Source organism: Calothrix anomala FACHB-343, assembly GCF_014696435.1.
Taxonomy (GTDB): domain Bacteria; phylum Cyanobacteriota; class Cyanobacteriia; order Cyanobacteriales; family Nostocaceae; genus Aulosira; species Aulosira anomala_A.
In genome coordinates, this window is record NZ_JACJQG010000064.1 from 36668 (window position 1) to 58571 (window position 21904).

A 21904-nucleotide genomic window follows, 5' to 3' on the forward strand; every position below is an offset into this window, starting at 1 on the left:
TTCCCTTCCCTTATCCTCTCATTTGTTTGACTAAATGAACTAGTTCTGGTATAATTAACTTCTCCATACCCAGGCGTACTGCATTACTAGAACCTGGAAGGGAGAAGATTAACTGATTTTGATAAACACCAGCAACAGCGCGAGATGCGATCGCTCGCGAACCAATTTCTTGATAACTGAGAAACCGAAACAATTCTCCAAATCCGGGTAAGGTTTTCTCTAATAATTTCTCAATAGCATCATAGGTGGTGTCTCTGGGCGCAATACCTGTGCCACCATTGAAAATCACCACATCCACATTTGCACTTTCACCCAGCAGTTTTATCTGTGCTTGAATTTGTGCTGGCTCATCTTTGATAATTTTGTGCGCTACTACAGCATGATTAGCAGCTAAAAGTAATTCCTTAATTAACTGACCACTTTTATCTGTTTCTAAAGAACGTGTATCGCTAACAGTGACAACAGCACAATTTACCGCGATTCCCACTGAATCTGGATGAGGTTGTTGCGTCATAAATTTAATTTTTGCACGGTAAGTTATTAGTCATTAGTCTTTAGCTAATGACTAATGTAGGGGCGAGTTCACAGGTATCCGCAAATATCCATAAATATCTCGCATAAACCCGCCCCTACTAATGAATAATTAAGATTTGCTCAATCCTAGACCGTTTTCATCAGCGTAACGCTCCATGAAGCGCATAAAGCGATCCCATTCTTCAACGGATTTCATCAGGTATATTGCTTCTAATACTTCTGGCTTACCGTTAACAAATTTAGCCTTCACTTCACGGGTAACGATTTCGCCTTCTTCGTCAATCAGGTACATCCCGGTGATATCTTCGGTAGTGGTTTGAGCTAAAGCTTTAGGATTTATAAAAGTAAATGTTGCAGTACTACTTTCACCACTACGCGATCGCGTTAAGCGGACATCAGGTACTACATCTTCGTCTATACCTCTAGAAAATTGGATTTTCGCCATGATGAGTGAACTTAAAGTTTTGTAATGATTAATATATTATTCTCTCATCATTTGCGAACCAAGCAATCTTTACTATTACGGAGATTCTTACGTTAAGGATAAACACTTAACTAGCTTCTCTTTCTAGTATTAAAGTTACCGGGCCGTCATTTTCAATGCTAACTTGCATCATCGCGCCAAATTCGCCAGTTTCCACTTTTAAACCACTGGTACGTAACTTAGTAACAAATTTTTCATATAAATCTTGAGCTAATGAGGGAATAGCCGACCGGTCAAAGGAAGGACGGCGACCTTTGTGACAATCACCATAAAGCGTAAACTGGCTAACTACCAGTAAATCACCACCAATTTCTTGCACAGATTTTTGCCAGCGATCTCCTCCCTCTTCATCAGGAAACAACCGCAATTCCAAACATTTACGCGCCATCCAGTCGAGTTCCGCATCGGTATCAGTATCAGCAATCCCTACAAGTAAGTTGAGTCCCCGATCAATTTTGCCGATAATTTCTCCATTAACAGTCACTTGAGATGATTTAACTCGTTGGATAATAACGCGCATGTAAAGATAATAAATTGCAAAATAAGAACAAAATAAGAATAACAATAATAATATTTAAACTAGTTTAAGGAGTTCTCTCTCCATAAATACTTTCCCGACTAATATCTTCATCATTTAAAGTCGGGAGATTCATATCTTGATGGCTTTCTACCCATTTTTGAAATGCGGCTATCCACTCTTGTGGGGTTGCGGTTTCATAACAAGGTTGTTCTATGACAGGCTGTATTAGCTGCTCAAGCATGATATCCAAGTGTGGTTGAATTTCTGATATATTACGCTTGGATATCTTTGCCAACAAAAGCTTTATTGTCTCAATTTCTTCTATATAAAATTGTTCTAACTCATTTAAATTTGGTTTTGGTTGACTGTTCATATTTCCAACCTCATTAATTATTAGTAGGCTGAACATTGCCCAGCCTACAAAATGTAATTCATCATCTTTCATTTTCACTAGTCAATTTCATTACAAATGACTAATGACTAATGACTAATGACTAATGACCAATGACAAATGACCAATCCTTACTTCCCAAAACCCTTACCCCGACTTACGGAAGGAAGACAAAGACAATTTTCTAGCTGACTGAACAAAGCTTCTTTATCTAAATTTTGACCAATCAAAACTAACTGGTTCTTAGGTTGACCTTTCCATTCATCATCATCCATTGTGAAGCGCTTGCCACACAAGTGAAAAATATGACGTTTGGGACTTTCTTCAAACCACATAATCCCCTTAGCACGAAAGACATCGGTGGGTAGTTGGTTATCTAAGAAATATTGGAATTTTCTAATAGAAAATGGCTTGTCACTTTGGAAAGATAATGATGTAAACCCATCATTTTCTAAATGGTCGGAATGATGGTGATGATGCTCATGATCGTGGTCATGATCGTGATGGTCATGACCGCAAGTAGAATGATCGTGGTCGTGGTCATGGCCGCAGGTAGAATGGTCATGATCGTGGTCATGATCGTGATGAGCGTGAGCATGGTCGTGGTCATGATCGTGATGCTCATGTTCATCGTCTACATTATCAAAATACTTGTCAGACTCAAACAAACCAACACTAAGAATTAAGGGAAGTGGTACTTCTGAACGGGTGGTGCGGAGAATTCGCGCATCTTCTTTGACTTCACCAATTTTTCTTTCTAATTCATTTAAAGCAGTCTCATTAACTAAATCTACTTTATTGAGAATAATCACATCACCATAGGCAATCTGACTATATGCTGCTTGAGAATTAAATAAATCTAGGCTGTAATTCGCCGCATCTACTACGGTAATAATTGAATCTAAACGAGTTAAATCTCGTAATTCTGTACCGAGAAATGTTAAAGCAACTGGCAATGGATCTGCTAGTCCAGTTGTTTCTACAACTAAATAATCTAATTTTTCTTCTCGTTCTAGAACTTTGTAAACCGCATCAACTAAATCACTGTTAATTGTGCAACAAATACAACCATTACTTAATTCCACCATGTTTTCATCGGTGGAAACAATTAATTCGTTATCGATGCCAATTTCACCAAATTCATTAACTAAAACAGCCGTTTTTAATCCTTGCTGATTAGTCAGGATATGATTAAGTAATGTTGTTTTACCACTACCAAGGAAACCTGTAATAATTGTGACAGGTATACCTTGTTTTGGCGCATCCATTGCTTGAGATTCAGGAGTAACTGCTGATTGCATAGCGCTCTAATCAAAACAAAATAAAGTCAAAAAGGTAGGAGTGTAGCGCAACGAGTCCAGAAAAAACTAGCATAGGGATGCTGGACTCTCATCCCTGGTGCTTTACCCTATTATTACGTATCTATCTATTTATCAATTACTGAATGTAGCTGTCTTTGCTTTAATGTTGCATATAGATAGATCGCTAAGATGTTTAGCACATAATGGTTTTTCCATTCTGAATCTTGAATAACTGAATTTTGAACTGCTTATGACCCTAACCCTTTACAATACCCTCACCCGTCGTCAGGAAACCTTTACAACCGTAGAACCAGGCAAGGTTAAGATGTATTACTGCGGCGTGACGGTATATGACTATTGCCATTTGGGTCATGCTAGAGCTTGTATTGTTTGGGATGTAGTCCGGCGATACCTCCAGTTTAGCGGCTATGAAGTGCGCTATATCCAAAATTTTACCGATATTGATGACAAGATTTTAAATCGAGCAAGGCAAGAACATTCTTCAATGGAAGCTGTAGCCGATCGCTTTATTAAAGCCTACTTTGAGGATATGGCTAGATTGGGCATCAAAGAAGCTGATGAGTATCCCCGCGCTACCCATACGATGAATGGGATTCAACGGCTAATTCACGATTTAGAAAATAAAGGCTATGCTTACCCTTCTGCTGGTGATGTTTACTATGCTGTGCGGCAGTTTTCTGATTATGGTAAGCTTTCTGGACGAAAATTAGACGATTTGCAAGCTGGTGCCAGCGATCGCGTTAATATCGAAGATCCAGAATACCAAAAGAAAAAAGATCCCTTTGATTTTGCTTTATGGAAAGCCGCTAAACCAGGGGAACCCGCTTGGGAATCGCCTTGGGGTTCAGGGCGTCCCGGCTGGCATATAGAATGTTCTGCAATGGTACGCGATCGCCTGGGCGATACCATAGATATTCATGCTGGTGGTGCTGACTTAATTTTCCCGCACCACGAAAACGAAATCGCCCAATCGGAAGCGGTAACGGGTAAGCCTTTAGCTACCTACTGGCTGCACAATGGCATGGTGAAAGTAGATGGTGAGAAAATGTCCAAATCTTTGGGCAACTTTACCACCATTCGCGACCTCTTAGATCGAGATGTAGAACCAATGGCGGTGCGGTTATTTGTCCTGCAAGCCCAATATCGTAAACCTATTGATTTTACTGACGAAGCGATCGCGGCCGCTACTAATGGTTGGCATACTTTAAAAGAAGGATTGCTTTTCGGCTATGAATACGGCGAAAAACTGGGATGGGAAGTAAAAAACGCGGGAAATGAAACAGAAATCTCCCCAGAATATGTCAACCGTTTCCGAGAAGCCGTAGACGATGATTTTAACTTTCCTGGCGGTTTAGCAATCATCTTTGAATTAGCCAAAGAACTGCGCCGCGAGGGAAATATCATTGTCCATGAAGGGAAAACTGCAACACCAGCCGCAGAATTACGCCAACAATGGCAAACCCTGGTTACCTTAGCGGGAGTTTTAGGCTTAGAAGCCACAAAAGAAGCCGAAAAACCAGCCAATAATAATTTAAGCGATGCAGAAATAGAAGATTTGATTGCCCAACGCCAAGCAGCCAGAAAAGCCAAAAACTTTGCAGAAGGCGATCGCATCCGGAATGAACTCCAAGCACAAGGTATTACTCTAATTGATAGTAAGGATGGCACACGCTGGCACAGGGGTTAACAATTCAAAATTCAAAATTATGAGTAACTACAAAGCAATTACTGATAGGACTTTTGAGTTTGCTGTTCGGATTGTTAACCTGTGTAAAGTGCTAGATGAGACTTCTGGAGTGAGTCGTACAATCTCAAAACAGTTGCTCAGATCTGGTACATCGATTGGGGCAAACGTTGAAGAATCCCAAGCCGCACAAAGTACGGCTGATTTTGTTCATAAGCTAGAAATTGCCCTGAAAGAGGGCAGAGAAACTAGATACTGGTTAAGAATTCTGATTGCTACTGAATTAATTGCCGAGGAACGCTTACTACCAATTTTGGGAGAAACTAATGAGTTAATCAAAATAATTGCCGCAATAGTCGTCAAAACAAAGCAAAATCGTCAACAATAACTTCTTCATTTTGAATTTTGAATTTTGAATTTTGAATTGAAATTATGTTTTCTGAACTCACAAACGCGATCGCGAATATCAATATTCCTGCTGATTGGGTTGGTATTCGAGTTGTCAAAGAAACAGCCGTTAACCGTCATGTCCGTGATGGCTTACCCCAAGCTAATGGCAAATACTCCACCAAAGGAGCAATGCTAGAAGTATTGGTAAATGGCTGTTTGGGTTATGCAGCTACTAATTATTTAGATATTGCTAGCTTACAAGCCGCCGCAGAAATAGCGTATAAACAGGCACTTGTAGCTAGTGAATGGCGAATCTATGATTTCCGAGAAACTCAGCGTCCTAAAGTTGTGGGTGAATATCAATCACCATTTGTAAAACCATTAGATGCGCTCACCCCCAGAGAAATCAACGATTTACTCGTGCGGATTTGTCAAACCCTAAAAGTTAGCGACAAAATTGTCCAAACTACAGCCAGCTTTAGCAGCAACGAAAAAGAGACATGGTTTGTCAGTAGTAATGGCTCCCAAGTATACCAAAAGTTTCTCTCTGTTGGCGCACATTACGGAGCTACAGCCCAAGATGGCGCGATCGTCCAGCAGCGTACTAACAACGGTTGGCACGCAAACTGTTATCAAGGCGGATTGGAACTGTTAAAACAAGATGGACTATGGGATCGGGTGCAGCAAGTTGGAGAACAAGCAGTAGAACTCTTGACAGCCGACGAATGCCCAACAACCCGCACCAATTTAGTCTTAGCACCAGACCAAATGATGCTGCAAATCCATGAAAGCGTCGGACATCCCCTAGAAATTGACCGAATTTTGGGAGATGAGCGGAACTACGCTGGTGGTAGCTTTGTCAGCAAGAGCGATTTTGGCAACCTAGTTTACGGTTCGCCACTGATGAACATTACCTTTGACCCCACCGTACCCGGTGAATTTGCTAGCTATAACTTTGACGACACTGGCGCAGTAGCCACCAGAGAGTATGTAATCAAAGGCGGGGTACTTCAGAGAGGTTTAGGCAGCCTAGAAAGCCAAGCCAGGGCGGGAATAGCAGGCGTAGCTTGTGCCCGTGCTTCCTCATGGAATCGCCCCCCGATAGATCGCATGGCTAACTTAAATTTAGAGCCAGGAAACGCCACCTTTGAGGAAATCATCGCCGGGGTGGAAAATGGTGTTTACATGGAATCAAACCGTTCCTGGTCAATAGACGATCGCCGTTATAAATTTCAGTTTGGTTGCGAGTATGCCAAATTAATTGAAAATGGCAAACTCACCAAAACCCTGCGTAACCCCAACTATCGCGCCACCACTCCCGAATTTTGGCAAAGTTTAACCAAAGTTGGTAATAATTCCAATTGGCAAATTTACGGTACTCCTTACTGCGGTAAAGGCGAACCAAATCAAGCTATTTGGGTAGGACATGGTTCACCAGTTTGTCTATTTGCTAATGTCGAAGTATTTGGTGGTGGAAGTTAATTTGTCAATGCTCAGAGACGCGATGAATCGCGTCTGTACAATTGTCTTCTTTATTCTCCTTGTCCCCCTGCTCCCTGCTCCCCTGCTCTTTAATACCCCCTGCTCATGAAAATTGACGAATTATCTGCATTAGAAACTAGCTTTAATCAGCTAATTGAAACTCTCCTGATCAAGAAAACTGCAACTGAAGAATTCACTGTTAAACTTAACAGCGAACGCAGTCAATTTACACGATTTAATCATGCGAAAGTTCGCCAAACTGGTTATGTTGCTGATGGTTGGGTTGAACTAACTTTAATGGAAGAGCAACGTACTGGTATGCGTCAGTTTCCTTTTACTGGAAATTGGGAGATTGATTGGCAGACAGCATACACAGCTTTACAAGAATTACGGGAAGAAATTCGCTTTTTACCTGTCGATCCCTATCTGGTTTTACCATCAGGAAATAACACTAGTAGAGAAATACATTCTGGTAAATTATTAGCTAATGAAGCGGTAGTACCTACAATTCTAGAATTAGTTGCCGACCTAGATTTTACCGGAATATACGCCGGGGGTGTGGTGATTCAAGCTTACGGCGATTCCCAAGGACAAAAACATTGGTTTGCTACCGATACATTTACCTTAGATTATTCTCTGTTTAAACCATCAGGGCAAGCTGTTAAAGGTACCTTTGCTGGTAGTAATTGGGATGAAGCTGCTTATATAAAGAGAATTCAAGAAGATAAAAAACAATTAGAATTACTTTCTTTAACTACAAAGGAAATACCTAGAGGCAATTATAAAACTTATTTCGCACCTGCCGCAGTTGCCGATTTAGTAAATATGCTTTCTTGGGGGGGTGTGAGTGAAGCCGATATCCAACAAGGAAATAGTTCATTAGCTACATTATCCCGCGAAGAAAAATTACTTTCCCCTAAGTTTAATTTAAAAGAAAACTTTCAGCTAGGATTAGTGCCGCGATTTAATGAATTAGGAGAAATGGCAGCACCAGAGTTACCTATAATTGCCAAAGGATATTTAATCAATAGTTTAGTTAACTCTCGGACTGCTAAAGAATATCAAAAAACGGCAAACGGTGCGAATAGTTATGAAAGCTTACGCGCGCTTGAAGTCAGTCCGGGTAATTTAGCTTTTGAGCAGATTTTACCGAGTTTAGATACAGGCTTATATGTATCGAATTTACATTACTTGAATTGGAGCGATCGCCCTACGGGTAGAATTACAGGTATGACCCGTTATGCTTGCTTTTGGGTAGAGAAAGGCGAAATTATTGCGCCTATTGAAAACCTGCGTTTTGATGAAAGTCTCTATCGTTTTTGGGGAGATAATTTAGTAGATTTGACTAATTTTCAAGAATTTATCCCTGAAGTTGGAACTTACGAAAACCGTCAACTTGGAGGTAGCCTTGTTCCCGGAATGTTGGTAGAAGATTTTACATATACTCTGTAACTAAGCAACAGCACAAAGCACAATTCAAACTTCAAGCAGAGCTAGGATTTTAAGTCTGTCAATAGTCAACAGTCAACAATCAACAGTCAACAGTCAACAGTCAACAGTCAACAGTCAACAATCAACAGCCATAGCAAAAAATAATAGGGAACATTATAAAGTTTGGGAATACAACCTGATTATCAAAATTAGTAATTTCACAGTAGCTGGGATGGAATTAAACCACAACTGTATTACCTACCATCGTAATTAAGAAATTAATTGCATAATCTCCGCCTTTGTGAATTTTGCTCAATTGACAACCATTAGCCATGATAATTTCTATCGCTTCATGGCCTGATTGTTGATGTTCTTTTTCTACTGCATCATGGATAATAAAATACTCTGATTGCAATACATCTATTTCTGGTATATCTACAGCTATAAAAGATTGCTTGAGTAAATGTAAAATATCGTATGCAGGAGCTTCTAAGCCGACAATAAATCCAATCGCTTCATCCTGACTCATCTGGGATAAATGGCTAATGGTGTGTTCAAAAAATTGGGCTAAAAATGGATCTATCTGTTGGGTAATAAGTTGAGCATTAGGAGATTGATTAATTAATTCCAGCAGTAATTTGCTATGAATTTTACTTTTGTTTCCAGAACCACATTCACCGTAAGCTATTTCTGCTAACAAATATTGGATATCTGGGATATGTATTCTAGCTAATGCTGCTCCATGTAAGCGAACAACTTGACTCGAAAGATATGACCATCGGCGTAAAAATGTGACTGCATCTTGAATTCCTGGTTCTACAACTTGCTTGCGGAATTCTAAGCGAAGGACATCTTCAATATTTTCTATCGACAGTAACATAGATACTCCAAATATATGTGTTGACTTACCAAGCAGCATATCCAGGATTTTTCGCCTGAACACAACTAAAATATAATCAAGGAAACACATATTTTCCAATGGTGTCATTACTTATTTAATACGAGTATTTGATGAAGAATTACTAGGTTATATTTAACAAATTTAAAGCTTAAATAAAATATTTTTGTCAGTAATTAAGATATATATTATGCTGGATTTCTCGTCTCTATGATTCTGCTTAACACTTTTGAAAATACTTGCGTCAGCAGTTTTGAGGTACGGAGGAAGAGTAGGAACTAAAAAATCAGCATTTTTGATTTTGAGTATTACTGAATTTCTCCAATCAGCAAATACTAATGCTATAGATAGATTAGACATTTAATACAGAAATTAATTTTTGCATCACAATAGCGTGTGAATAATATATTCATCAAGATTTTTGATGAAATATATAAAAAACTAAAAATATTCATTACAAAAATTAACATGATTTTCCGGATAAACTCTGCAATACTTTGAGCAAAAATTATCCTCATTGAGTAATTTTTTACTACGAATGCAACCAAACTCAGAAAAATCATGAAACAAATTATCAAAAGCAGATTGAGCAAAGTTCCTATACGCACAATTTTAATTGTTCCTTTTGTCATACAAATCTGCGTCACTGTGGGATTAGTGGGATATTTTTCATTTAGAAATGGACAAAGAACAGTTAATGATTTAGTTATTAAATTACAAAATGAAGTAAATTCTAAGGTATTTTTACATCTCGATTCTTACCTCAAAGACCCGGTAAAGTTAAATCAAATTAACGCTGATTTAATCAAATCTGGAGTTTTAGATTATCAAAATTCGGATAAATTAGAAAAATATTTTTATGCCCAAATTAAAAATTCTAATATTAGCTATATAAATTTTGGTCATGCACAGGGTAAATTTACGGGGATTCTTAAAGAAAAAAAGGATGAAAATATAGTTAATTTCAACCTAGAAGTTTTCAATGCTGCATCTGATAAAAAAATGTATGTCTATAACCTAAAACCTGATGGTTCTAGGGATAATATATTAGAAGTTCGCGATATCAATCCTTTATTAGATCCCTGGTATACGGATGCAGTGAAAGCTGGTAAACCAATTTGGAGCCAGATTTACCAATGGCAGAACTTAGGGATTATATCTATTTCTTACAGCTATCCAGTATATAATCAACAAAATCGTTTAGTTGGTGTGTTAGGAACAGATTTAAAGCTGTCTTCAATTGGCAATTTTTTAAAAAATATCAATATTAGCCCCAATGGTAGAGTATTTATTTTAGAACGTAATGGATTTCTAGTAGCTAATTCTAATATTCAACCGCCGTTCAAGTATGAAAAGGGCAAGATTCTCAGATTAAAAGCAGAAGAAAGTGATGACGATTTAATCAAAGCTACAGCCCAATATTTAAAAGCTAACTTTGATTTTTACAACATTCAACGAGAGGAACATCTACAATTTGTAGTCAATAGAGAAATAATTTTTGTCAAAGTTGCTCCTTGGAAAGATAAATTTGGTTTGAATTGGCTGGTGGTAGAGTCAGTTCCCGCAGCAGATTTTATGGGGCAAATTTATGAAAATAATCGGAATACGCTGATTTTATCATTGTTAGCTTTATTAATATCTATAGGAGTTGGAATTCTCACAGCTCGCTGGATTACTAAGCCAATTATTAAGCTGAAAGATGCCGCAACTGCTTTTGCTAATGGGGAATTTGGGCAAACAATTCCTACACAGAGAAAGGACGAACTAGGTATTTTAACCATAGCTTTTAATAGTATGGCTGGGCAATTGCAAAACGCTTTTGCAACTTTGCAAAAAACTAATTCTTTATTAGAACAGCGAGTTGAAGAACGAACTGCTGAACTCAAAGAAGCTAAAGAAATGGCTGATGCAGCTAATGCAGCTAAGAGTGACTTTCTAGCCAATATGAGCCATGAATTAAGAACTCCCCTCAATGGTATTTTGGGTTACGCGCAAATTTTGCAGCGAGACAAGAAATCTACAGCTAAACAATTAGATGCTTTCAATATTATTTATCAATGTGGTTCTCATTTATTAACATTAATTAATGATATTTTAGACCTTTCTAAAATAGAAGCGCGGAAGTTAGAACTGGTAAATCAAGATTTTCAATTTAATAGCTTTCTCAACAGTATTGTAGAAATTTGTCGCATTCGTGCGCAACAAAAAGATATTGAATTTAGTTATGAAGCTGTGAATAAATTGCCGCAGTTTATCCATACTGATGAAAAACGCTTAAGGCAAGTATTAATTAATTTGTTGGGTAATGCTATCAAGTTTACCGATCGCGGTAGTGTTTTACTGAAAGTCAGTGTTATAAATGAATCAATTCAGGGTAAGTATTGTCTCCGCTTTGAAGTCACAGATACGGGAGTAGGGATGACACCAGAGCAATTAGACAAAATTTTTATACCTTTTGAGCAAGTTGGCGATCGCCAGCGAATGGCTGAGGGTACAGGGTTAGGATTGGCAATTAGTCAGCAGATTGTGGAATTGATGGGTAGTCAAATCCAAGTCAAAAGTACTTTGGGGGAGGGTAGCACCTTTTGGTTTGATGTAGATGTGCTTGCGGCTGCTGAGTGGCGAGAAATTCCGCCGCAAACCTCTACTGAAAACATTATTGGTTATGAAGGCAAACGACAACAAATTTTGATAGTTGACGATCGCTGGGAAAATCGCTCTGTAATCTCCCATTTATTGGGATTACTAGATTTTGAATTAATTGAAGCCAGTAATGGTGCGGAAGGATTAGACAAAGCTATGATACACAAACCAGACTGTATCATTACTGACTTGTCTATGCCTGTGATGGATGGATTAGCAATGGTAGCAAAATTGCGATCGCTTCCCCAATTTCAGCAAACCATAATTATTGCTGCTTCTGCCAGCGTCTTTGATTTTAACCGCCAACAAAGCCAAACTGCGGGTTGCAATGGCTTTCTACCCAAACCAATACAATCTGATGAATTGCTGTCACAGTTGAGCGTTCACTTGGGTTTAACCTGGATTCGCGAAGCCGAGACTGTGCCTATTGTTGTAAATGATACTGCAAATCAGGCGATCGCCTTAGTCTTACCGGATATTCAAGAATTAGAAAATCTGCAATTAGCAGCACGCATGGGTGACATTGACACCCTAGAACAAGCAGCACAGCACCTGATGCAATTAGATCGACGCTACGAGCCTTTTGCCGCGCAATTACTACAACTGCTACAGGAGATGAACGAAAGCGCGATCGTTAAATTTATTCAACAGGCAATAGCGGAGGTTAAATCATGAATTCAACTCAACCCAACCAAATTTTGATTGTCGATGACAATCCCACTAATATTAAAGTTTTATTTGATTGTTTAAAATCAGCAGGATATCGAGTCTTTATTGCGCAAAGTGGCGAGAGTGCTTTAGAAAAATTGGCGGTAATAACTCCAGATTTAATTTTATTAGATGTCATGATGCCAGGAATTGATGGTTTTGAAACCTGCCAACGGCTGAAAAATATTCCTAACAATCAAAATATACCTGTAATTTTCATGACGGCTTTAAATGAAACAGAACATAAAGTTAAAGCTTTTTCTTTAGGTGCAGTTGACTATATTACTAAACCATTTCAACAAGAAGAAGTTTTAGCTAGAGTGAACGTGCATTTACAACTGTGTAACCTGAATCAAGAACTACGCAGTATGAATGAACAATTAGAAAAAAGGGTAGCTCAAAGAACAGCTAGACTGAGTTATACCCTTGAGCAAATGCAAGTTATGCAACTGCAACTAATCCAAAATGAGAAAATGTCAGCCTTGGGTAATTTAGTTGCCGGAGTAGCACATGAAATTAATAATCCCATCAGTTTTGTAGCTGGTAATATTTTTCCTGCTCAAGAATATCTCAAGGATTTATTTAAATTAATTGCATTGTATCAACAAGAATATCCCCAGCCGAGTGCGGTAATCCAAAAAACTATTAAATCTATTGATTTAGAATATATCAAAAAAGATTTTCCCGAACTGCTCAATTCAATGGAAATTGGCATTGAACGGATTACTAATATTAGTCATAGTTTACGCAGCTTTGCTCGTAGTGATACAGCAAAAAAGCAACTATTTGATATCCATGAAGGGTTAGATAGCACCCTGTTAATTCTCAAGCATCGCTTAAAAGCTAATGAGGATCGTCCGGAAATTGAAGTTATTAAAAATTATGGTGAATTACCGCTAATTGAATGTTTACCAAGTCCCATAAATCAAGTTTTTATGAATATTCTGGCTAATGCCATCGATGCTTTAGAAGAGGCGAATCGAGGCAGAAGCTTTGCGGAAATTAAAGCTAAACCAAATTGCATTACTGTGACTACAAATCTCAGTCAGGATGAGCAATATGCAATAATTTCTATTAAAGATAATGGCACAGGTATGCCACAACATATTAAGAAACAAATTTTTGAATATCTTTATACAACTAAAGCTGCTGGGAAAGGTACGGGATTAGGTTTAGCAATCTCCTATAAAATTATTGTTGATGAACATCAGGGAAAAATTGAAGTAAATTCTCAACCTGGTGCATGGTCAGAGTTTATAATTACTATTCCAGTTATGGCAAGTAAAGGAGTGAGCTAGGTAGGTTCGTGAGATTTAAAGATAACTGTCATTTGTCATTTGTCATTTGTCATTGGTAAACCAATTTAAATGATTTTTGCGGCATATCAATATATTCTAAAAACCCAACAAAAACCCGGTAATGTTGGGTTTCGTTCCTCAAACGCCACTCGCCTCAAGCCGGGAAACCCGTCCACGGCGGTGGCTCCCCAACCTACAATTTATCTTTTACTGAACCATATTATAATTTAAATAGTTTTTGCGGCATATCAATATATTCTAGAGGGCATGGCACTGCCATGCCCCTACCATCCGCGTATTTTTTTAAATTGGTATAAGAATTCAATTCTATAGGATTCATATTTGATTTTTGAACAAATACGTAGGGTGTGTTGTCGCGCAGCGCAACGCACCAAACCCCGTAATACGGTGCGTTACACTTCGTGATAACGCACCCTACATATACTTAGATTTTTTCAGAAATCAAATCGGATTCCTATAGGGACTTACTTAATAGTTAATAAATAAAGTAGAGGTGCAATGAGTAAACTTGGTAGTAAAGAAGCGACTCTGATTTGGGTTACTGCCAATAAGTTTAATCCCAATCCGAGAATTGTTAAGCCACCTACACCTGTAATTAATAACAAGCAGGGATGATTGGTTGGGTTGGGTAAGACTTGGATCAACAATCCAGCGATTAGGGAGACAGTACCTTGATATAACAGCAGGATAATGGCGGAAAATCCTACGCCGATACCATAGCTGCTACTAAGTGCGATCGCGCTGATGCCATCCATTGTGGCTTTGAGCATTAATATAGTGTTATTCCCGGTTAAACCATTGTTAAAACTGCCAATTAAAGCCATTGGCCCAACACAAAATAGTAAACTACTAGCAACAAAACCATCTGTAAAATAGTCGCTTCCGGGAAAAAGCGCTTTAATAAAGTCGCCTAAAGAATAGAGTCTTTCTTCTAATTTCCACCACTCGCCTAAAACTCCGCCAACTGCGATCGCAATTAGTCCTAATACTATGCCATCAACGCGAGTATTTTTCACTTGCGTTAAACTACCAGCCATTTGCAAACCAATAAAGATGGTGATTAACGCTACTCCTTGGGTAATTATCAGCTGCATTTTTGCGGGAAGATGCTTCTTTAAAAGAAGTCCGCTAATTGTACCTGCAATAATACTGATAGCATTAATCCAAGTGCCGTTAGTTCGCACCCAAAAATCTAGCGTCACTTTAGTTCACCCCTGATAAAGTTTCATATAGCAATCCTATTTTATATACGCAGAAAAAGGACAAGGGGGACAAGGAAGATGGGTGTTTGTCAGTCCTAAACGGATTGCTATAAATAGGTTGTTAATAAACATTGTATTTTAGCAATCAAGCGAAAAACCAAGTTTATTAGCCTGCATAGTCAGGCTAAGTTTGTATAACCTCAGATAAATGTAGCGCCGAAAATGTTGGGTTTCGTCCCTCAACCCAACCTACGCCAAATCTGTTTTTTGACGCTAACTGAACCGTATTGTGTTATGGATAAGTTGTTAATGAACATTGTATTTTAGCAATCAAGCGAAAAACCAAGTTTATTAGCTTGTCTATGCAGGCTAAGTTTGTATAACCTCAGCCTTCTAGGGTGTAAGTGCAAGATATCAATCTCTATTTTAACTAACATTATCTATTGCGAGAAATTTCATTTACCAGCAAGTCTTTGATGCAGAAATAAAGAATTAATATAGTTAATAAAAATTGGGCAAACTGTAAAATCGGATCTAATCGCCAACCCTGAAAAACAAAGATAAAACCTACAAGCAACATAACACTTGGTACTAATAAAGCTTGCAGCAGATAAATTACAAAAGCTATACCATTAAGGCTACTAGCTCTTCTAAATAGCAAAGTTACCATAAAAAGCATGTAAAATATACCAAAAAGTATATATATTATTCCTAGCAAGCTAGCTATATTCAAACCAAAATTCACTTGCATTAAAATTAAATTATTGATAGGCATAATCTTCTAACCCGGAATTTATATAATTTATTTTGCTACAAAATTAAATAAGTTCGTAGTCAGATTTTACTACGAACTTATTTAGATTAATGAATTTAAAATGCCTCCAGGTCAATCTGAAAAATTAAATTGAAATTTGTTTTCTCAACAAAGTATTTTCTTAAATCTAAGAACAAAGCTAGCTCTCACAGATTGAATTTACCGCTAATTAATAGCGATAATTCTTGCTGTGCGGACATAATTTGATTTTTAATTTTGATTTCTTTAACACAGTTTTGTGAAATTTTCAACCTCCATCAAGCTTATCTTTTCTTGGGTGGGGGAGAATTTCGTTGCGGAGGCATTTCTGCTCGCAGTTCTTGTCTGCCATTGGTAACAATTCGCAACATATCTTTAAGATCCTGTTCAATACCTTCTAGGACGCTATCAGCATATTGATCCGCACCATTTTCTATTTCTTGAGCTTGAGCGATCGCAGCTTGTCGCATTTCTTCTAACTCTTGCATACAAGCACGGCGCTTTTCCTCAATTTCTGCCAGAGTTTCTTGCATCATGGCGTCGCATTCTTGTTGCACTTGTCGTCTTAGCTGTTCAGCTTCGCGTTCTGCCTGCTTGATAATATCGCTTTCCGCCAAGATTTGAGCGCGTTTCGCTTGCGCCGCCTCAACAACTTGCTGGCCATATTCTTCAGCTTCCAGCAAAATTTCCTCTTTTTGATCGAGGATTAATCCTGCTTCTTGAAAAACTGATGGTAAAGAAGCCCGAATAAAATCGAGCTGCTCTAACAGCTTTTCATCATCAACTAAAGTGCGTCCCGTTAGGGGAATGCGGAATCCACTAACGATAATATCCTCGAGACGAGCGAGTTCCTCCTGAAGATCTATGGTTCCCGCTCCTTCGGGATAGTCTTCAGAGGGGAGATTGTTTCCGTTGCGATCGGGTTCAACATTGGAGAGTTGTGGTTGTAGCATTGGTATATTTCTAAAGCAACGTGTGGGGGAACGAGATGATCGACAGAGCCACCAAACCTTGCAATCTCTTTTACCACACTACTACTTAAAAAACTATACTCATTGGAGGTGGCTAGAAAAACAGTCTCTATTTGGGTAGAAAGAGTTTTATTAGTATGAGCCATCTGCAGCTCAATTTCAAAGTCGGAAACTGCTCTTAAACCCCTTAATAAAACTTGTGCTTGTCGTTTTTGAGCATAGTTGACTGTCAAACCATCAAAGCTATCTGCTTCAACATTAGGTAAATGTTGTGTAGATAGACGAATTAGCTCTAGCCTTTGCTGTACGGTAAACAACGGTGTTTTATTGGGGTTGCGCAGAACAGCCACAATTACCCCATCATACAATCGGCTAGCCCGTTGGATGATATCCAGATGTCCCAAGGTAATCGGATCAAAGCTACCAGGGTAAATAGCAATCACCAGTACCTCCGCGCCGAGGAAGCCCCTAGTTTTAGACATAGGGGTAAGGTATGAGCAAATTTATGCGCCGTCTCAAAATACATAACTGTAATAATCTTCGATGCATCAAAGTGATGTAGGTGATTATATCGGAACCTGTTGATAAACCTATTACATCTCCGAGAAATATTATTTTTGTTAGAGAAATTAACGATACTAAGTAATTATTAGTAACTACGTATATTTATCGTTAGGCTAGGGATTAGGGGCTAGGGGCTAGGGGCTAGGGATTAGGGGCTAGGAGAGATTTGTATGTTTGGTTGTGAGATTTTTTCGTGATTAGCTGACTAACAGATAGGTTTTTACCGCAAAGCAAAACCTGCTCTAATTAGTTATATACTCAAAGCCCCTGGTTTCTTGTTTTATGATGGGAAACTGCTCAGGCTGATTAATAATTTTAGTTATCTAGCTAGGTACTTTTGCATGGCACTGGATATTTCCACTTTGCCTTTGGCATTTCAATTTACTTCTCCAGGCCCTGAGATCTGGAAAATAGGGCCAATAACTATTCGCTGGTACGGCTTATTAATCGCCTCAGCAGTGTTAATTGGTGTCAGTCTTTCGCAGTATTTGGCAAAGCGTCGGAATGTTAACCCAGATTTACTCAGCGATTTGTCAATTTGGTTGGTAATTGGGGCAATTCCCGCAGCTAGGTTATATTATGTTTTGTTTCAATGGTCAGAATATGCCCAGCACCCAGAACGAATTATCGCGATTTGGCAAGGGGGGATTGCGATTCATGGCGCGATTTTGGGCGGTTTGGTTGCAGCTTTAATCTTTGCCAAACTCAAGCAAGTTTCTTTTTGGCAACTAGCAGATTTAGTAGCGCCTTCACTGATTTTAGGGCAGGCGATCGGGCGGTGGGGAAATTTTTTCAACTCGGAGGCCTTTGGCGACCCTACCAATTTACCTTGGAAGTTATATATCCCACTAGAACGCCGTCCCCCAGAATTTATTAATAATGAATACTTTCATCCCACATTCCTCTATGAATCTTTGTGGGATTTAATGGTGTTTGCCTTGCTGATAACTTTGTTTTTTCGCAGTTTGCAAGGAAAACCACGCTTAAAGATAGGTACGTTATTTCTCACTTACTTGGCAGCTTACAGCTCAGGACGCTTGTGGATTGAAGGGTTGCGGACTGATAGCTTAATGCTAGGCCCTTTAAGGATGGCTCAAGTTGTAAGTTTAATTGGGATTACTTTAGGATTAGCCGGATTAGCTTGGCTTTATTTAGCGAAACGCCCTTTACCAGATGTCGTTTCTACCCCCAGGAGTAACGGCGCGATTGGGGAATAAGCAGATAGGGAGACGCGGATAGGCGGAGATTAAAAGACAGGGGAATATAACCAATGCCCCATGCCCAATGCCCAATGCCCAAAAATAAAAAATGCCCCAGAGGATTCTCCAGGGCTTAACCAGGGTGCATCTACCATTACTCTCTACTAGAGGAATAGAGATTATCCGGAAAGACACTGAAAATTTATCAAAATTTTTTTTTGCAGAGTTAAAGTCTATGCTTTTATGAGTGAATTTACTGCTAGAACATGTGAGCCAAAAACCTTGCAGCCTCTAGAACCCAGGGTTTACATTGTGGGTGCTGGGCCTGGAGATCCCGATTTATTAACGGTGAAGGCACAAAAACTTCTGGCTGTAGCGGATGTGATTTTATTTGCGGACTCTTTGATCCCTGTACAGATTTTAGAGCTTTGTCGCCAAGATGCGGAGATTATTCGGACGGCGAATAAAACTTTAGAAGAGATTGTACCTTTAATGGTGGAGCGGGTGCGATCGCAAAAATCTGTGGTTCGTCTCCATTCCGGTGATCCCAGTCTCTACAGCGCCATACACGAGCAAATGTACCTGCTATCACAGGCGAATATCTCTTTTGAAGTTATCCCCGGTATCAGCGCTTTTCAAGCCGCAGCAGCTAAATTACAAGTAGAATTAACTGTACCGGGTTTAGTGCAAACTATTATTCTCAGCCGTATCAGTGGACGTACTGAAGTCCCCGCTAGTGAAGAATTAGCCACACTCGCCGCACATCAAGCTAGCCTGTGCTTATATTTGAGCGCCCGTCATGTAGAAGATGCGCAAGCCAAATTATTAGAACATTATCCCAGCGACACCCAAGTAGCAATTTGTTTCCGTGTCGGCTGGCCTGATGAAAAAATTCGGGTGGTTCCGTTGAATGAGATGGCTGACTGTACCCGCAAAGAACAGCTAATACGCACCACACTTTACATTATCAGTCCGGCACTTTCAAAAGCAACAGGGCGATCGCGTTTATATCATCCCGAACATCAACATTTATTTCGATCGAGTCATTAGTTATGGGGCATTGGGCATTGGGCAACTCGTCGCCGCCCAAAAATTCATCTCATCACTCGTCCTTCGGACGCTCGTGAGAGGCTTCTTTTTGTTTAAGCTAAATACTGTTGACCGTTGACCGTTGTACAGACAATGGTTATCGCGTCTCTACTGACCATTGACTATTGACTGTTGACTTTGGACTATTAAATTTTTGACTATGCCATTAATTAAAGTACAAACTTCTGTATCTGCGCCGGAAAAAGCTGAAGTTGAGGCGATGCTATTAAGCTTATCGGCTAAATTAGCAAAGCATTTGGGAAAACCAGAATCTTATGTAATGACGGCTTTTGAACCGGGAATTCCGATGACATTTGCTGGGACTACAGACCCGGTTTGCTACATTGAAATTAAAAGTATTGGCTCAATGAAACCTGACCAAACTCAAAGTATGAGTCAGGATTTTTGTCAAGAAATTAATCAATCTCTCGGTGTAGCAAAAAATCGCATTTACATTGAATTTGCTGATAGCAAAGGTGCAATGTGGGGTTGGAATGGGACAACATTCGGTTAGGGAACTCCAAAAAATCAATCATACCAATTGTAGGGGCGGGGTTACCCCGCCCCTACGAGTCGCGGGTTTGGTAAGTTTTTAATGATTGCAATATTTTTTCATTTGCTCGTAAGCTATTCTGCTTTTAAGTTCACAATCCATTGTGAGGGCTGTTAACAGCCCATAAAGTAGTTATGCAATTTAGACTCGCCTTAGCTGATCTTTTTCTTTTTTGGTCTACTCCAGGATTGAACCAGAAGATATAGGATAGAGATTCTAGCATCAACTGGCGATCGCTTATGTCTGTTACACCGCTCATTTCTTCTGTTGAGTTAAATTCCCCATTATTAGGTGCTTCTGTAGCTGAATTGACTGCTTGGGTACAGCAGCAAGGACAACCTGCTTATCGAGGTAAGCAGCTACATGATTGGCTTTATCATAAAGGTGTGCGATCGCTAGCTGATATTTCTGTTTTCCCTAAACAATGGCGTGGCGAAGTCGCAGATATCCCCGTTGGGCGTTCGACAATTCATCACCGCGCTGTTGCTGCTGATGGCACAATTAAGTATCTCTTGCAACTTGCAGATGGGCAAATTGTGGAAACTGTGGGGATTCCCAGCGATAAGCGGTTAACTGTCTGTGTTTCTACCCAGGTGGGTTGTCCGATGGCTTGTGATTTCTGCGCTACGGGTAAAGGTGGTTACAAGCGCAATTTAGCCCGTCATGAAATTGTCGATCAAGTATTGACGGTACAAGAAGATTTTCAGCAACGAGTCAGCCATGTGGTATTTATGGGCATGGGTGAACCGTTGTTAAATACTGAGAATGTTCTCGCAGCGTTAAGATCCTTAAATCAAGATGTCGGAATCGGACAGCGATCGCTTACTGTTTCTACTGTGGGAATTCGCGATCGCATTCGTCAGTTAGCCCAGCATAATTTACAAATTACTCTCGCTGTCAGTCTCCACTCGCCTCATCAAGAACTCCGACAACAGCTAATTCCTAGCGCCCGTTTCTACCCCATTGAAGATTTATTGGCAGAATGTCGGGAATATGTGGAAATTACTGGCCGCCGCGTCAGTTTTGAATACATACTTTTAGCGGGAGTGAATGATTTACCAGAACATGCTTTAGAATTAGCCAAACGCTTGCGCGGTTTCCAAAGCCACGTGAATCTGATTCCTTATAATCCCATTCAAGAAGTCGATTATAAACGCCCTAGTAGCGATCGCATTCAAGCTTTTGTTAATGTCTTAAAGCAGCAATTTATTGCTGTCAGCGTGCGTTATTCCCGTGGTTTAGAAGCTGATGCGGCTTGTGGACAATTGCGATCGCAGAAATTAGGGCAGTAGGCAGAATTTTTAGGGACTTCCAAATAAAAAATATTCCAATCATTAACTTACCAAACCCGCAACTCGTAGGGGCGGGGTAACCCCGCCCTACAATTTGGCATAATTTATTTTTTGGAATTCCCTGAACAATCATAAATATCAATATAAAAAGCGTTGTGTTAACCACACAACGCTTTTTGAATGATACCAATTTAAATATTATTTGCCGCACATCAATATATTCTATAGGGCATGGCATTGCCATGCCCCTACAATCTGTCACATTGTTTCTGCCAAATATTCAGGCTATCTAATAGCGAAAAAATTTGATGAAAGAGGCGCAAATAACGGGAGCATCCCAAATGTGCAAAAACGCCCTCACCCTATAAGGGTGGGGCTAGAAATACGAAGCCTGCCTTCGCAGGCTATCAAACTTTTAGCCTGCGAAGGCAGGCT

The 21904-nt window shown here is 39.4% G+C and carries 20 protein-coding genes; 10 read left to right on the forward strand and 10 right to left on the reverse strand.

From position 1 onward, the window contains the following. Positions 1–10 precede the first annotated feature (10 nt). The 5 genes from H6G08_RS28375 to H6G08_RS28395 form a co-directional block, all read right to left on the reverse strand. Positions 11–514, reverse strand: coding sequence for a MogA/MoaB family molybdenum cofactor biosynthesis protein (locus tag H6G08_RS28375; RefSeq protein WP_190549175.1), 504 nt, complete (start codon positions 512–514; stop codon positions 11–13). 129 nt (positions 515–643) lie between these two features. After that, positions 644–979, reverse strand: coding sequence for a photosystem II reaction center protein Psb28 (gene psb28 / locus H6G08_RS28380; protein ID WP_096644366.1), 336 nt, complete (start codon positions 977–979; stop codon positions 644–646). 106 nt (positions 980–1085) lie between these two features. Continuing rightward, complete coding sequence (gene dtd / locus H6G08_RS28385; RefSeq protein WP_190549177.1) at positions 1086–1538, reverse strand: D-aminoacyl-tRNA deacylase; 453 nt, start codon at positions 1536–1538, stop codon at positions 1086–1088. A gap of 64 nt (positions 1539–1602) precedes the next feature. Beyond that, a complete protein-coding gene (locus H6G08_RS28390) occupies positions 1603–1983 on the reverse strand; it encodes a hypothetical protein (RefSeq protein WP_199322780.1) in 381 nt (126 codons plus the stop codon). Between the two features lie 77 nt (positions 1984–2060). Further along, complete coding sequence (locus tag H6G08_RS28395) at positions 2061–3230, reverse strand: CobW family GTP-binding protein (protein ID WP_190549179.1); 1170 nt, start codon at positions 3228–3230, stop codon at positions 2061–2063. A 250-nt stretch (positions 3231–3480) separates the two neighbouring features. On the opposite strand from H6G08_RS28395, the gene cysS reads away from it, so the two are divergent. The 4 genes from cysS (at position 3481) to H6G08_RS28415 (ending at position 8259) form a co-directional block, all read left to right on the forward strand. Then, entirely contained in the window at positions 3481–4938 is a 1458-nt protein-coding gene (gene cysS, locus H6G08_RS28400) for a cysteine--tRNA ligase (RefSeq protein WP_190549181.1), read from the forward strand. Between the two features lie 19 nt (positions 4939–4957). Next, positions 4958–5323 carry a four helix bundle protein gene (locus tag H6G08_RS28405; RefSeq protein ID WP_190549183.1) on the forward strand — a complete coding sequence of 122 codons (366 nt, stop codon included), beginning with the start codon at positions 4958–4960 and terminating at the stop codon, positions 5321–5323. 44 nt (positions 5324–5367) lie between these two features. Then, on the forward strand, positions 5368–6807 hold the full coding sequence (locus H6G08_RS28410) for a TldD/PmbA family protein (RefSeq protein ID WP_190549185.1): 1440 nt from the start codon (positions 5368–5370) through the stop codon (positions 6805–6807). A 105-nt stretch (positions 6808–6912) separates the two neighbouring features. Beyond that, the gene (locus H6G08_RS28415) at positions 6913–8259 is read left to right on the forward strand and encodes a TldD/PmbA family protein (RefSeq protein ID WP_190549187.1); all 1347 of its coding nucleotides are present in this window, start codon (positions 6913–6915) and stop codon (positions 8257–8259) included. 217 nt (positions 8260–8476) lie between these two features. Here the strand turns inward: H6G08_RS28415 and H6G08_RS28420 are convergent, their stop codons facing one another. Further along, a complete protein-coding gene (locus tag H6G08_RS28420) occupies positions 8477–9118 on the reverse strand; it encodes an iron-containing redox enzyme family protein (RefSeq protein WP_190549189.1) in 642 nt (213 codons plus the stop codon). A 579-nt stretch (positions 9119–9697) separates the two neighbouring features. Between H6G08_RS28420 and H6G08_RS28425 the strand changes: the two genes are divergently transcribed. Then, positions 9698–12454 carry a hybrid sensor histidine kinase/response regulator gene (locus tag H6G08_RS28425; protein ID WP_190549192.1) on the forward strand — a complete coding sequence of 919 codons (2757 nt, stop codon included), beginning with the start codon at positions 9698–9700 and terminating at the stop codon, positions 12452–12454. Continuing rightward, positions 12451–13785 carry a hybrid sensor histidine kinase/response regulator gene (locus H6G08_RS28430; protein WP_190549194.1) on the forward strand — a complete coding sequence of 445 codons (1335 nt, stop codon included), beginning with the start codon at positions 12451–12453 and terminating at the stop codon, positions 13783–13785. The genes H6G08_RS28425 and H6G08_RS28430 overlap by 4 nt, the downstream gene beginning before the upstream one ends. Positions 13786–14270: 485 nt before the next feature. On the opposite strand, the gene H6G08_RS28435 is transcribed toward H6G08_RS28430, so the two are convergent. The 4 genes from H6G08_RS28435 to coaD form a co-directional block, all read right to left on the reverse strand. After that, a complete protein-coding gene (locus H6G08_RS28435; RefSeq protein WP_190549196.1) occupies positions 14271–15008 on the reverse strand; it encodes a DUF554 domain-containing protein in 738 nt (245 codons plus the stop codon). A gap of 436 nt (positions 15009–15444) precedes the next feature. Continuing rightward, a complete protein-coding gene (locus H6G08_RS28440; protein ID WP_190549198.1) occupies positions 15445–15783 on the reverse strand; it encodes a Ycf66 family protein in 339 nt (112 codons plus the stop codon). Positions 15784–16085: 302 nt separating this feature from the next. Further along, complete coding sequence (locus H6G08_RS28445) at positions 16086–16754, reverse strand: DivIVA domain-containing protein (RefSeq protein WP_190549200.1); 669 nt, start codon at positions 16752–16754, stop codon at positions 16086–16088. After that, positions 16664–17215, reverse strand: a complete 552-nt coding sequence (gene coaD, locus H6G08_RS28450; RefSeq protein ID WP_190632369.1) for a pantetheine-phosphate adenylyltransferase — start codon at positions 17213–17215, stop codon at positions 16664–16666. Before coaD ends, H6G08_RS28445 begins: the two co-directional genes overlap by 91 nt. A gap of 462 nt (positions 17216–17677) precedes the next feature. Here coaD and lgt point away from each other — a divergent pair, with 462 nt between their 5' ends. The 4 genes from lgt (at position 17678) to rlmN (ending at position 21469) form a co-directional block, all read left to right on the forward strand. After that, positions 17678–18553, forward strand: a complete 876-nt coding sequence (lgt, locus tag H6G08_RS28455; protein WP_190549204.1) for a prolipoprotein diacylglyceryl transferase — start codon at positions 17678–17680, stop codon at positions 18551–18553. Between the two features lie 225 nt (positions 18554–18778). Then, positions 18779–19585: a precorrin-4 C(11)-methyltransferase gene (gene cobM, locus H6G08_RS28460; protein WP_190549206.1), complete on the forward strand. Its 807-nt coding sequence runs from the start codon at positions 18779–18781 to the stop codon at positions 19583–19585. A gap of 199 nt (positions 19586–19784) precedes the next feature. Continuing rightward, positions 19785–20138, forward strand: a complete 354-nt coding sequence (locus H6G08_RS28465) for a phenylpyruvate tautomerase MIF-related protein (RefSeq protein WP_190549208.1) — start codon at positions 19785–19787, stop codon at positions 20136–20138. 278 nt (positions 20139–20416) lie between these two features. Beyond that, a complete protein-coding gene (rlmN, locus tag H6G08_RS28470; protein WP_190549210.1) occupies positions 20417–21469 on the forward strand; it encodes a dual-specificity RNA methyltransferase RlmN in 1053 nt (350 codons plus the stop codon). The last annotated feature ends 435 nt before the right edge of the window (positions 21470–21904 follow it).

Coding starts and splice junctions, on each gene's coding strand:
- H6G08_RS28440 (WP_190549198.1), bottom strand. CDS start 15,783: ATGCCTATCAATAATTTAATTTTAATGCAAGTGAATTTTGGTTTGAAT.
- H6G08_RS28445 (WP_190549200.1), bottom strand. CDS start 16,754: ATGCTACAACCACAACTCTCCAATGTTGAACCCGATCGCAACGGAAAC.
- H6G08_RS28410 (WP_190549185.1), top strand. CDS start 5,368: ATGTTTTCTGAACTCACAAACGCGATCGCGAATATCAATATTCCTGCT.
- dtd (WP_190549177.1), bottom strand. CDS start 1,538: ATGCGCGTTATTATCCAACGAGTTAAATCATCTCAAGTGACTGTTAAT.
- H6G08_RS28430 (WP_190549194.1), top strand. CDS start 12,451: ATGAATTCAACTCAACCCAACCAAATTTTGATTGTCGATGACAATCCC.
- cysS (WP_190549181.1), top strand. CDS start 3,481: ATGACCCTAACCCTTTACAATACCCTCACCCGTCGTCAGGAAACCTTT.
- rlmN (WP_190549210.1), top strand. CDS start 20,417: ATGTCTGTTACACCGCTCATTTCTTCTGTTGAGTTAAATTCCCCATTA.
- H6G08_RS28405 (WP_190549183.1), top strand. CDS start 4,958: ATGAGTAACTACAAAGCAATTACTGATAGGACTTTTGAGTTTGCTGTT.
- psb28 (WP_096644366.1), bottom strand. CDS start 979: ATGGCGAAAATCCAATTTTCTAGAGGTATAGACGAAGATGTAGTACCT.
- H6G08_RS28425 (WP_190549192.1), top strand. CDS start 9,698: ATGAAACAAATTATCAAAAGCAGATTGAGCAAAGTTCCTATACGCACA.
- H6G08_RS28415 (WP_190549187.1), top strand. CDS start 6,913: ATGAAAATTGACGAATTATCTGCATTAGAAACTAGCTTTAATCAGCTA.
- H6G08_RS28375 (WP_190549175.1), bottom strand. CDS start 514: ATGACGCAACAACCTCATCCAGATTCAGTGGGAATCGCGGTAAATTGT.
- cobM (WP_190549206.1), top strand. CDS start 18,779: ATGAGTGAATTTACTGCTAGAACATGTGAGCCAAAAACCTTGCAGCCT.
- H6G08_RS28390 (WP_199322780.1), bottom strand. CDS start 1,983: ATGAAAGATGATGAATTACATTTTGTAGGCTGGGCAATGTTCAGCCTA.
- H6G08_RS28465 (WP_190549208.1), top strand. CDS start 19,785: ATGCCATTAATTAAAGTACAAACTTCTGTATCTGCGCCGGAAAAAGCT.
- lgt (WP_190549204.1), top strand. CDS start 17,678: ATGGCACTGGATATTTCCACTTTGCCTTTGGCATTTCAATTTACTTCT.
- H6G08_RS28395 (WP_190549179.1), bottom strand. CDS start 3,230: ATGCAATCAGCAGTTACTCCTGAATCTCAAGCAATGGATGCGCCAAAA.
- H6G08_RS28420 (WP_190549189.1), bottom strand. CDS start 9,118: ATGTTACTGTCGATAGAAAATATTGAAGATGTCCTTCGCTTAGAATTC.